Consider the following 13,045-nt stretch of genomic DNA (forward strand, 5'->3'; position numbering starts at 1 on the left):
GACAAATTAGGACAGATTTCGTGGAGAGAATCGATAACGGTATTCTTCTGGCGTAACTTTCAGATGCCTTTCAAAAACACGTCGCAAATTTGTAGTGGATCCAAATCCAGCCTCAAGAGCCACTTGTTTAAGTGTTGAAGAGGATTGTTCCAAACGTCGCCTTGCGTCTTCTAACCTTGCTTCTTCCACATATTTTGCCGGTGTCAAGCCGGATTCTTTTGTAAATACTCGAGTAAAATTACGCGGACTCATGGAAAATCTCTCAGACAAAGCGTTAATAGAAAGATCTTCAGCCAAATTATTAAGTATCCAATGATGAATATTATTAATTCGACTTGATTTCGGGACTTGGCTAATAAGCGATCGGCTAAACTGTGACTGATTGCCCGGACGACGTAAAAACATCACCAAATCTTGAGCAATATCTCGAGCTATTTCAAACCCAAGGTCATCTTCAACTAGAGCAAGTGTTAAATCAAACCCCGCACTAACCCCAGCAGATGTCCATATATTTTGGTCTTTTACAAAGATAGGGCCGTTATCAACTTTTACACTAGGGAAACGAGACTGTAATTCATGTGCTAACCGCCAGTGAGTTGTTGCATTTAGTCCGTCAAGAATGCCCGCTTCAGCAAGTATAAGAGCACCACCACATATGGATACAATTCTGTTGTTATAAGGTTTAGACAGACTTATCCATTCAGCTACTTCTGTATTTTCTTCTGTCGAAAGTCCCCTGCCAGTCACAATAACAGAATGCCTCTTATAATCAGGTTTCAGATCGCAAAGACGCTTATCAGCTAGTAGCTTAAGATTTGACTGTCCGTGGATGACATGGTGCTTTTGTGTAGTGGCTACTGTAATAGAGTAATGAGGCTCTAAATTTTCAGAAACAACAAAGTGATTAGCTCGCTGAAAAATATCCACTACTCCCGCAGCTTCAAACAACATCCCACCTTCAGGTACGATAATAAGAATATCTTTCATTATAAGTCCTCAGTCACATTTGGCTTTAATTGTAATATACAACATATTGAGCCAATGAATGAAAGGATTAGTAAAAGTTGGGCAATTCTCAAATTAAATTATTCTCGGTTTTATTGCGCAAACGCGGAAATGGGCATGAACTCTTTAACTGAAGCATGATCAAGCTGTAATCACGAAGTGCCAAAATGGTCACCTATTGCAGAAAGAGCTCATTAAAGTAACCAAAATGGAATATTATTGGCGGAGCTATTTGAGAAGGATACGCTCAATTATTTCCCGAAATTTCTTCCGTCGCCTCCTGACGCAGTTTCTGGGCATCCATTCCGTTTAGCCGTTCAATGGCTCTGTCTGCGGCACTTTGACGGTTTCCATCCACGTTTAGCGTACTTCCTGAGCCGGTGAGTCGTTCCAGATCCAGTGACGGTATTTCAGGTAGGTTGCCCGTGATCGATAAGATACCTATCCATTCATCCAGACTGACTTGGCTCCAATCTACCTGGTTTAACTGACTCGCGGTCAATCCTTCACAGTTGGGAGATTTCGCACTGCCCCAACCAAGGCCCAATTGCGGACGCACTTGTTCCTGAATGATCCGTGAAAGTGGCGAAGTAAAGCAGCAATATGACTGCCGTTTTTCAACACAGGCACCTAAAAACTTAGACTTGCAGTAAGAGCCCACGTAGTGGCAACTCTTCAATACCCGCTTAGCGTTCATTTCAAACTCACTCTGCTCACATTTCCAGATAAGCTGAATGAGAATCATGGTGACTGAATAAATCATGTAGGCCGTCATAACCGTACTCAGAACCGCGCCCGCAGCGCCACCCAAGGCAAAGTTGCCACCCGAAACAACACCATCGGCTCCGACAGCACCACCAACGTTACTAAACAGTGCCGATTGCGCCCCCGAGCCAAAGGTAGTGCCTACCCATTCAGCCGTTTTGTTGGTCAGCACCTGCATGAAGCCAGTCGCAGCTTGCTCCGCTCCCGCGCCAGCAGCCGTTGATGGCCCAGCCCCCATAAGAGAGTCCCATGCAGACACAAAGGGCTCTTTGACCGCACTCCAGGTACTCGTTATTGGTTCCCTGAGCGTATTCCAAGAACCATAGATTGCCGAAGACGGATTCATGGCCATGACTGCCGTATCAAGCTTGTTAACCGCCACGATCATCGTGATGTAGTCCGATAACGACACTCCGCTTGGCTTTTCACAGCAATCCACTATGCCGCCAACGGCTTTTTTGCACTGGCCAGCATTACCTTTAAAGACCGTACACTCGACGTTATCTTGGCCATCAGCGCCCGTGCATGACATATCATTGGTCATAAACTGCGCCGCATTAAGCATCGCAGCGGCTTCTGCAAAGTTAGCCTGCTTGATTGACTCTGGCTCTAAACAATCTGTGCCCATACAGCGAACTGGCCCCTCACAGTTGTATTGAGTTTCCATTCGAGCATTTTGCACTTCAACGCTTTGTCCGCAGTCATACACCAAACTTTGGATATAACAGAAGCCTTCATGACCAGCCCCGCCTTCAGTGCATTCGGTTCTGACATACTGGCAGGCCGGGTTTTGCTCTAGCGCGGCACACGTATTGGTGGTCGTGTTTTGTCCGTTATTGACGATGGTTTGTGTATTACCATTGGCATCTACCCAGCTATCTGAGTTGCCCATGTTGAACTCTGGATGAGCAGTCGAAGCATTGTAGGTCGCTCTTGCCCTCCAGCATGAGAGCCCCAGTCCATCAGAACTGCCGCGACTGGTTAAATGAGCAGGAGACGAAACAACCGCCGGATAAAGACTTTCAAGATTCGCCAACTCTCCACTACCAACCGTTAATCCGTCGATTCGTTTTGTGTCCGTATCTAAACACTGCCACTGCACCGCAGTAAACTGATCCGTTTGCATCAAACATTGGTCTATGCCTGGATCACTTGATTGATGAACAACCTCCTGATCTAAGTACTTGCCAGAGAAGGTCAATGAAGCGCTCAGTTTCGCAGGAGCCAAACACTTCTGAACTTCTCGGCTGCAAGTATCGAAATCGACTTTGTTCCAGCCGGATTCACATCTGGAACGAGTGACTTCCTGAGGTTCATGCCACGAAATAATCGACCCATTGACGACTTTACACAATGAACCAACCAAGGTTCCTTTTGGACAGGTCATTTCAGGGTATTTAATGGACGGTTTCGTCTCAGTCACCGTTTCCTTATTGCCCGTCAGTGAGAGTGTCGTTTTCCAACCATTTGCCTTGGACGGCGACTCGGTGATTTTTATCTCAGTATTTTGATTATCAAAAATTCTCAGTATCGCGTTCCCAGTTTGCATAGTACTGCTGTGCTGTGGAACAAAGCTGAGCGTTTCAGAGCTAAAGCAACCACGCTCAATAGACCAGCTTTGTTGATGGGTTTCAGCGGATACACGTCGTTCTAACTGACACTCAGTAAGCGTGCTGATCTTCTCGCACACCTGGTAATCCGGTACATGCTTGGTTTCAGTAAATGGCGTAATCGTCTGAGTAGGCTCACAGGCCTCAAAACTACTTGGCATAAGGTTGGTTACCACACACTTTGGATCGCTGGTTTGCAATCCACAGTCATAGGTATCGGTAAAACGAATGCATTCACCTTTATCATTGGTCTCGGCACATTCTGACGACATGAATCCACAGGAAGGATTCGCTTCAAGCACTTGGCAGGCCTGATTTTCAATCCCCTTATAGCTTTCATCATCCACACTGACTTGTACACGCTGACACAAAGGCGATATGCCAGCCACAGGGCTAGGGGCAAAGTAGGATTCACAAACTGAAACACCATTGACCACCGTACATCCGTTGGTTGAAGAAGGCTGATCCGTGCATTGAATGCTGTAGTCTGAAAACTTCGTCGGGATATCCGCTGCTTGTTCGATACAGGATTGTGGCGACCAACTATCATTCATCACTACCTTGGTTGGATCAAAGCGCACCTTTATGCGTGCATACCCCTCACCACTACCCGTAACCGATACGCGAATTTTTACCGGCACTTCTAAACCGGGATCTACCGCTTTTAGCCTGGCAGTGAGATCGGTATTTGGATTGCGCTCCCAACTGGTACTGAGCTCGCAGCGACCTGCCGTTTCTGGTGGAAAGTTATTGTTCGGCCCAGACCAGACTTTCTGATCGCCAAGCCACACTTGCATGTAGTCATCCCATTTGGCGTATTCAAGAACGGCTGAGGTAATCGCATCGGGGTTCACGACTTTGAGTGTGATGGCCTGTTCAAACACTTTACAACGGCCACTCCAGTAGTTGTCGCCTATTCGTCCAATCCAAACTTCAAGACATCCCTCACCACAAGAGCGAAGGTTCATTGGTCCTGAAACATGCTCAATAATGCCTGCCGTGTAATCGTGAGTAATAGTGCAGCTGTTAACCGCTGTATTGAGCCTGTCACATTGCTGGTAATTTGGGCTGCCTTCACCTTGAGACTCACAGCCGGGGAAGCTTTGGGTTAATAGATTGGGGTCAGTTTGAACCGCATCAGTTAATGCCCAAAGCGGATCATTGACCATATCTGGCCGAGACCGGTCTTTGATTTGCTGGAGCGAGCGAAACGCCTCACCCGTAGCGCTACTTTCGGATGCCATGCTCTCTTGGCGCTGCGTCCCCAATTGATTCATGCTGGCATCAGAGCCATAAACGCCCGTTAAGACATCCAATGAGCCCTGATCCATACCAGGGAAAAGCTCTTGCAAGTTAATCGTCTCATTACCACTGCCAGTCGGCACCGACAATGTATTGCCATTGAGTGCGGGCATCGTCCAGTTTTGCAGTAATTGCTTACCTTCTTGTTGTCCGCTTAGGCCGGATTGGCGCTGCACATCAGCGGCCACACCATGTAAGGGCAAGCACGCCATAGTGATAGATAAAATACCCGCTAACACTCGGGTAAAAAATGTTGGTTTCATAGTTAACCTCCCGAGTTACAGCAGTCTTGCCAGCGCCACAAAATATAGAGCGCATCTTCACCAGCACCTGGGATTGTTCGCCACTCTCCCCATTTCATGGTGCTTTCACCGATGACATGCGCACTTTCAGTTTCTGGTACAGGGAAGAACATACTCATCTTGTATTGGGATTTCGGTAGCATGGGTTCGATAACAGGTCGGCATAGCGCACTGTTCCCCATTGTTCGCCTAGCAAGACCACGCCTGTGTTGAGCCGCGATTGCACGCGCCGCTAAATGGCTGGTGTTTTCTGCTAATGAGCCAAAGGCTAAGGTGTGGCCAGATAACGGGTAGAGATGGCCCCAACTGCCAGCACACCAAAACAACTGGTCGATAGGTTTACCAAGCGTTGATGAAGCAGCGTCAGCGGTACAAGCCGAAATAGCCAATGGATTGGCAACGGCAGCCGCTTCAGGCTGAGTAAAAAAGGCCAGTTCATCGTTCAGCCATGTTGGGTCCAATTCCGACAAATACATCAAGTCAAAGTCCATGTAACCATCGGCATTGCAATTGCCATCCATGAACAAATCGAGCATGACCAAAAGCGGAAAGGCGTAATAATGGTAATGGTAGAAAGCAAGATCACCGGTATCGTATTCACCCTCACCATGACCACCTTGCAATCGCCTATCACCTAACGGTAAGCGAATCCCTCCCAGTGAAGGCGAACAACCTGGCGTTCTGACCAGTTCAATCAAACGCGCTGGCTCCCACATGCTGGTAACAATACCTGGCCTTGGCACACCTAAGTTGTCTTCACATAAGCAAAATGACTTGTTTGATGCGCCGCTTGGGACATTGCCAGAGCCAAGAGGAAGACCGGCAACCCGGATAGGAAAAATGCATGACCAGCAAACATCCGTCAGCAACTTGCCGGACAATAACCCCGCGTCTGGGCAGGTCAGTTCGGCTTTTGCAGGAATAGATGCGCTTAGGGCAAACATGACAACGAGAGTCCGCATCAGACGATACGTATTATTGAGCGTTTTCATGAACAAGCTCCTTTGCTGGAATTTCTTCTATTTCAAACGCGAGCCCCTTCGCTTGAACAAACGATGGGGTGACTTGCAGATCAAAGCGCTGCTTTAGCGAGGCATTGAGAAGGTAAACCGGACTATCCAATGTCTTTTCGAGCGCATTGAGGCGATTCCAGCCTTGGGCACGGTCGAGCTGCGTGGTGATAAGCGTAATGCGGCGCAGTGTCCTATCTTGCGTCTCAAGCCAATGCGCTACTGCGTCCACTTCTTCAGCGTTCGACGCATTAAACACAACAAGCTGCTGAGTGAACGGCAAGGCTTTTAGCGGGTTAATACGCGTTCCTGCTGGGATCAATGTTCGGCCATTGGCATCCAATAGTGGCCGCTGCATGACGATGGTTGGATCAACCATTCTTATCCGATACTGCGTGGCTTTGGGTAAATCAGTAAATGTTTGGCGAGACCAGAAACGCTCAATGGCTTTTTTCTTTAACGCACTCAGGTCAATCGACTGTAAACGCTGCATCGCCACTTGCATCAAATCAGGTTCTATAATCGAATGAATTGGACCACGTTGACTCAATGAACCGGTATTGCCTGTTTCAATTTGACGCTGCAACCAGTCCTTGCTGTAAACCCCTAGTGCACTTGCAGTCACCTTGTTATCTTCTATGCGGAAAATGGCAGGCACGCTAGTCACCCGCCAGTGCACAAAGGCTTTCGGATCGATTCGAACCTGAGGAACAGGATCAAGCCCTGTCATCAGCATATGCCAATAACGGATAGCCGCCCCCAAGGTCTTTCCTTCAGGAATTCCCCGAAACAACACAATAGCGCCGGTAGCACTGGCCTCTTTAAAAAGCTGCTTCAGTGACGAATCCCCCAGTGAGGACGACGCAAATATCAACCATTCATCGTTGTATTTGCGCGACTTAGGTTGTTCAATCGGTGAAAAAGGCTCGATAAATTCAGATGAACCATCCACAGCACTTTGTAAAATGCTGCGGCTCATTTCGACGATCTTTTTGTCCTCGTCAGACAACGGATAAGGCTCTTGTGCCCAGGACACTTGACTAAAAGCCAATGGAGCAACCAACAAAAATAAGAGGCATAGTCTTCTCATCTTCCACCTCCTACCAAAGCGGCCAAGCGCGACCGACAATCTGCTCGCGCTTAACGGCATTCCAATAGCGGGAGTCGAAACTCGTAGCAGCCTCGCCGGAAAACCAATATTCGTTTTCTTGCAGCGTCAATGAGCGGCTAAATTGTGATTCCGCCACACCAAGACGCTGGGCTAATGCCATGCCGGTAGAGACTTCAGCACCGTTCACTAGCACATGCTCAGGAGTCACATTGACTTCATCCCCAGGCATCCCTGTTAGGCGTTTCAGCATACGAGTACCGTCGTTATATAACGGAGCGAGTCCTTTTGAGTGGAAGGCATACAAACCATACTTAACGGGCTCTTTATTCCATAGGTCAATCAAATACACCGTGGTATCAGGCAGGCAGCGCTCTTGCTGGGTATCAATACCTATTCGGTAGCGCATCATGGCGTAGGTGCCTACCAAGGCCATGATTAACGCAAGAACGGCCAACCGGATGAGATATGGCCGCCAAGGCATTCTTTTACGGAGTATCTGCATGAGACACCTCCTTTGAGCCTACTGGCACAAATATGGAATCATCAGCACCCACCACCGCTTGGGCATCCAGCACGATAAAACCGGCTGCTTTTAGCTTTTCAATTTGCTGATTGGTCTGAAGCAACCTGGATTCGATGTCTTGTTCACTGGCATTGGGGCCCAGTGACAACACCGCCTCCCCAAAATCCACGACTGCAATGGGCGTACTTAACGCCAACTGGCTGTGGATGGGTTCGAGTGTTTTCATTAAGAGCCAGCTGGTCATTAAACCGCTACCAGCAATAGACAAAGTAATAGAGGCCATAAATGGCCAAAGCGTGGACTTATTCATAGCCTCGCTCCTTCAACAACTGAGAGATGGCATCAGCAACAGAAAGGCCTTTGCGCGTTAACTGTTTAATCGCGTTTACATCTTCTGCACGGGACGAGTACAACAGCTTGTGAAACGGATCGACGATGAGGCGGCCAATCCCGGTGCCCATTTCGGTAATAAAGAAAATTTCGGAATAGACACCAGTGACGGTATGAACGGTTTTCAGGTATTCATAACCGCCTTCACCTAGTGGCAAGCGGCCTTCTTTTTTGAGCGCGTTGATGGTTTCAGCTTTTTGGCCAAGCAGGTACATATTGGCCGAGTTTTCAGCGATGGCTTTACCTGTAGGACTGTCATACAAATCGTTGACCGACTGCGTTACCGTTACAGCACTGCCGCCATATTTTCGAAATCGACGGTAACCCGTCTCGATGAACTTACCGACATCACCTTGAGTCAGCAGATCCCAGGCTTCGTCAATGAACACAATCTTGCGACGATCCCGCTCACCTAAGTACATCTCTTGTTGGATTTGGTAGATAAGCTGAAGCAACACCACTTGTTGTAGGTGCTTGCGCCCCTTTAGCTCTTCTAACTCCAGAACGGTGAAACGGTTTTTGAAGCGAATATTGTTATGACCATTAAAGAAGCGGCCATATTCTCCCTGTGACGTAAACGGATAGAGCTGCTCACCCACGTCTTGCACACGTCGGTCTTCGTGATTTTTCAAGGCCTCTGCCACATCATCAACCAACATGGCACGACCTTTTTTCTCCCATAGTTCACGGGTCTGACGCTTTAGATTGGCCATCTGAAAATCGGTTAATGACTGCGTAGGCGCGGCCATTGCGGCCAATAGCCCAACCAGTACATCAGCTTCTTCGTCATAGTCCTCAACGATTTCAAACGGATTCAAGCAAATGCCACTGTCCCGCCCGAACTGTAAAAACTCCCCGTCATAGACTTCACACAGCTTTTCATAAGAGCGGCCAACATCAATCACCCAGCATTGGCCACCCTCTGATAAGTAGGAGGAGATGATTTCGTTCACCAGGAATGACTTACCCGATCCCGATTGCGCCGCTATGCAACAGTTGTAATTACTGCCCGAGTCATAAAGGGACACACTCATGATCTGGCCATTACGGGAAACAAAGTTAATCACCGGCGTGCCCGTGCCTTTCCAATCTGCAAACAAAGGCAACAGAGGGATCACATGCCGTGTCGCCATGGTCTTGAATCGAAACAAGTCGTTCATCGCTTGGCGGTCAGCACCAAATGGCAAGGCATTCAGGAAAATGGGCAAACAGAAGTACTTGTCTTCCATCAGCTCAAATCCAAGTTCTTTGAAATAGGTTCGAGCATTTGAAACAGAGCTGATCGACGCTTCTTCCGTTGGGGAAAACAGCGTTAAGGTCATATTTGCCCGAATAGGACGATCACCTTCTTGCAAGGCTTCAAAAAGAACATCAAACCCCTTTTTCTTGGCTGCAAGCACCGGCACAAACTTGAGCATCGGGCCATAGGCCTGATTGACCGCCCATTGACGCTTCGTCTCTAGACGAGATCTCATCGCCTCGGCTGAGGGAAAGTGAATGGTGACATTCAGCAAAAAGCTTCCGCGTAAACCGCGACTACCCGTCATCATATCGCCCGCAAAACTTGCGGCATGACCAAACCAGATCCGCTCAGGCAAGCGCTTAAATGATAAGGTTTTAACTCGGTAATCACCCAGCATCAGACCTTGGCTATCCACTTTGATAGCTCGGTCATAATCCAACACTTGCTCTCGAAGTGGTTTATCTGCCTCACTGCGGATTGGTGATGGATTGCGCCAGGAAGCATCTTTTCCCCAGTTAAGCTGCGCACTTAATGCCGCGAGCCAGTTGCGGTCAGTCATCTCCGTGACGCGAAAACCAACCGTTGCCAACGCCTGAGAGAAAGAAGCCCGCAGCGCGGATGCTCGACTCAAATCACGCTCCGTCGGTATAGGACTTTCCAAAGGCAATTTGCAGGTGACGATCAGTTGAAAGTTGCGTACCTGTGTCTGGGTCGATTCCTCTATTGGTCGAACCGTGCCCCCATCGAGGAAATCCGCACGTTTGCGTATCGACGCCCTGAGCAATGGGTCGGATTGACGATGCCGTAAGCCCATCATGCGCTGAAGGTCGGTTTGAATATCAGGCGAGGCGTACAGGCCAAATTGCAGCAAAGTGTCTTTTGGCCAGTCGTTGTTGAGAAGAACATTAACCCTGTCTGCAACAGACTCATCACCACCCGGCAATGGGTCACATAGAAAACCAAAGCCAACACTTTGATCTTCCATGAAAAACAGTTGCTCATCGTCTGAATAGGCCAATACTGGCAATAGCTCTGAAGCGCGTTGCCCTGAATACAGAGAGGCTTTCATTAACGCCCCTCCAACCAAGCAGAAAGATCATAAGGACGGCCTCGGCTGATGCGACCATCATTGGCGACGATGAAAGGCACACCTTGAATTCCCAGAATTTGAGCCGTCACCAAGGTACGCTGCATTGGCTCTAAGTTGCAGGCATCATCCTGCTCTAGGTTACCAATCCGGCCATTCAGCAATGCATCGGTGGCCGCTTTCTTGTCACGCGCACAGCCAAGCTGGCGGACCTGACGCTCTGAATCTGGACCAAGCACTGGCACAGGGAGTATTTGGAAGGTGTATTCTTTGGTTAGCGGTAAAGCTTGTTTCAAAAGCTCATGGCAATGCGGGCATCGTGGGTCAACAAAGACCACCACTTTCTTTTTGCCTTCGCCCAGCGTCAGTGGGTTCAAATCATCCATTTTTAGGCCAAGACGACTTAAGTCCAGCGTGTTTCCCGCTTCTCGAATTTCTTCAAGGCTAGTAAGCGGCTTTTTCGACCAGGCATCATAGAGCGTCCCATCAATGACGAACCGGCCACTGTCTGACATGAAAACAATACGGCCATTGCTTTCGACCGCTTTCATACCCGTGACCGGCAAAGAAACCATGCCGTCAATTTTGCCAACGGGCGACACTTCAGACACAGGTTCAGCTTGAACCAAAGGAGAAAGCGCAAGCGCTAGAATGATTGGAGATAGTTTTCGCATGAGGAGTCCTCGTTAATGTAAATCGAGGCTCCAGTCTATGCAGTTGTCCTATGTGGACTCGGTTAGATAGATTGAAGAAATCGCAATCTAACTAGGGGGCTTATAGCTCGTTGAGGTTTGTTATAAACGAATTACTCGGCGTTTGCGTTAACAAGCCAATCATCAAGCACTTGCTTCAATTTATCTAATTGCTCTTGATGTTTTGCTTGATTCTTTGCCAATTTGTTTATGTTCTGCAACTTCCAACGAATCGCTGGCAAGTCTGCTGCATTAGGATAGTCAAACAATGCCCAGTCAGGTTGCCCTCTTTTGAATGACATAAGGAAAGCATAATCCCTTTCTGTGAAATGTTTTTGCAGCGAAGTTAACATCATAGGCCTAACAGAAGCTAAGTCTTCGCATTCAACTTTTTCAAAAGTCATTCCATCAAATTCTGCCTGAAATTTCTCATTCAGCGGCTGCCAGTTTGGCGACATGACTTCATTAATAGGCCGAGGATGACTTAATGTATAGGTTAAAAAACCCACTAAAATCTCTCTCGAAACCCCTTCACTGTCAAGTAACATACGCACATCAAATAAGTCGCGAGGATGTTGGCGATCCATTGCAGCACACAATTTCCCACCATACAGATCGGGAAGACTGACTACCTGAATCTCAGCATAACCAAACTCGTATTCAACAGACTCTTGAACTGCCATTATTTCTGCACTATGCAATGTACCTCTGGCGACGGGCGACACTTCAATTTTGATCGTCGCAACCGGACTTGATACAACTATTCTCAGTTCATCAGCTTTATTATCCTGAAATGCCGCTCTGATATCTGGTTGAGTATTGATTCTGTCTGTAATGCGCTGCAATGCAGCCCTGACATTAATCAAAGCCTCATCTCTTGGTTCAAGTGGAAGATAAGCAAGATCAATATCTACAGATAACCGAGGAAAATCTCTCACAAATAAATTAATGGCGGTGCCACCTTTAAGTGCAAAAACCGTCTCTGTTGCTACCACAGGCAGCATTCTTATGAGCAAAGAAACCTGTTTGTAATATGGGCTATCTTTATCCATTATGTTGTTCACCTTTTTTGACGCTTAATATCTCTGGCACTGTGATTTGATATCGCTCATCAAAACGTCCTTTTTCGACAACCTGCCGCTTTCCTGCCCCCAATTTAATTCTTGTTTCATCTATGCGATTGACCCACTGGTGATCGTAGTATCGACCCAGAAATAGAAATATTCGGTTTGCCTGAACAGAGCTGCTTCGTTCAAGAATATCTTGTACTTTTCTAGGGCTAAGATTGACTAAACCCTGAAATAATTCTGCGACATGCTCAAATGAAATCAGCTTTCCAATCGCATCTACCACTTCATAGGCAGCAAGTTCTGCACAGCTGACAGTGAGTTCTTTCTCTTTAACCGTGATCCTTTTCAAATCTTTCTCGGGATTCACTTCAAGCTTATGGTTTCCACAGTAAAACCAATTCTGATAAGGGAATTCACGAAACCATTTCGGTAAGGACGACTTGTTTTTAACGCAAATCCAAACTTGCTCTTTGTTCAGCTGTAAATAGTGACTCAGTCCTTGGTGAGTTAAGCTGCTCAGTCCAGCCAAATGAACTGGAACGCCCAATTGCACATCCAATGCTTGAATGGCATCAACCCAAGTTGGCTTTATATCGCCCTGCGCATTTGGACGATAGTACACACCAGAACTAAGCTTCTTCAGCCAACCGTTCTGCGCGTACTTTTGAGCCAACGAGTAGCTCACGCCGTTTTCAGTCAGCCATTGCTGAAGTACTAGCGCACCAGGAGAAGTATGAGCAACAAGCCAGTTTATTTTAGATGACATTTTAACACCCAAAGTATGAATATCACAAACAGTATAAACCATATAGTTTATTACGATAGGAATTTTAACACCTTAGGTATTAATATACCAAATAATGTAAACCAAGTTCGTTAATGTGGCGTCGCTGAAATGAAAAGGTCTACACAACATCACCAATAACCCGATGTTG

At 47.4% G+C, this 13,045-nt stretch carries 10 protein-coding genes; all 10 read right to left on the bottom strand.

The genetic code is table 11. From position 1 onward, the window contains the following. Window positions 1–6 precede the first annotated feature (6 nt). Entirely contained in the window at window positions 7–987 is a 981-nt protein-coding gene (locus tag I8J31_RS05275) for a GlxA family transcriptional regulator (RefSeq protein ID WP_199467248.1), read from the bottom strand. Between the two features lie 265 nt (window positions 988–1,252). Beyond that, window positions 1,253–4,945, bottom strand: coding sequence for a conjugal transfer protein TraN (gene traN / locus I8J31_RS05280; protein WP_199467249.1), 3,693 nt, complete (start codon window positions 4,943–4,945; stop codon window positions 1,253–1,255). Between the two features lie 2 nt (window positions 4,946–4,947). Beyond that, window positions 4,948–5,976 (bottom strand): TraU family protein, encoded by a 1,029-nt coding sequence (locus tag I8J31_RS05285; RefSeq protein ID WP_199467250.1) that lies wholly within the window; start codon window positions 5,974–5,976, stop codon window positions 4,948–4,950. After that, window positions 5,960–7,084 (bottom strand): TrbC family F-type conjugative pilus assembly protein, encoded by a 1,125-nt coding sequence (locus I8J31_RS05290; RefSeq protein ID WP_199467251.1) that lies wholly within the window; start codon window positions 7,082–7,084, stop codon window positions 5,960–5,962. The genes I8J31_RS05285 and I8J31_RS05290 overlap by 17 nt, the downstream gene beginning before the upstream one ends. A gap of 10 nt (window positions 7,085–7,094) precedes the next feature. After that, a complete protein-coding gene (locus tag I8J31_RS05295) occupies window positions 7,095–7,607 on the bottom strand; it encodes a S26 family signal peptidase (RefSeq protein ID WP_199467252.1) in 513 nt (170 codons plus the stop codon). Then, window positions 7,591–7,938 carry a hypothetical protein gene (locus I8J31_RS05300; RefSeq protein ID WP_011788500.1) on the bottom strand — a complete coding sequence of 116 codons (348 nt, stop codon included), beginning with the start codon at window positions 7,936–7,938 and terminating at the stop codon, window positions 7,591–7,593. Before I8J31_RS05300 ends, I8J31_RS05295 begins: the two co-directional genes overlap by 17 nt. Further along, window positions 7,931–10,330: a type IV secretion system protein TraC gene (gene traC / locus I8J31_RS05305; RefSeq protein ID WP_199467253.1), complete on the bottom strand. Its 2,400-nt coding sequence runs from the start codon at window positions 10,328–10,330 to the stop codon at window positions 7,931–7,933. Before traC ends, I8J31_RS05300 begins: the two co-directional genes overlap by 8 nt. Beyond that, a complete protein-coding gene (locus I8J31_RS05310) occupies window positions 10,330–11,022 on the bottom strand; it encodes a DsbC family protein (RefSeq protein ID WP_001228924.1) in 693 nt (230 codons plus the stop codon). The genes traC and I8J31_RS05310 overlap by 1 nt, the downstream gene beginning before the upstream one ends. Window positions 11,023–11,153: 131 nt before the next feature. Further along, window positions 11,154–12,092, bottom strand: coding sequence for a nucleotidyl transferase AbiEii/AbiGii toxin family protein (locus I8J31_RS05315; protein ID WP_199467254.1), 939 nt, complete (start codon window positions 12,090–12,092; stop codon window positions 11,154–11,156). Beyond that, window positions 12,085–12,876, bottom strand: a complete 792-nt coding sequence (locus I8J31_RS05320) for a type IV toxin-antitoxin system AbiEi family antitoxin (RefSeq protein WP_000095577.1) — start codon at window positions 12,874–12,876, stop codon at window positions 12,085–12,087. The genes I8J31_RS05315 and I8J31_RS05320 overlap by 8 nt, the downstream gene beginning before the upstream one ends. Window positions 12,877–13,045: the final 169 nt, after the last annotated feature.

It is taken from the genome of Marinomonas transparens (genome assembly GCF_016463975.1).
Taxonomy (GTDB): domain Bacteria; phylum Pseudomonadota; class Gammaproteobacteria; order Pseudomonadales; family Marinomonadaceae; genus Marinomonas; species Marinomonas transparens.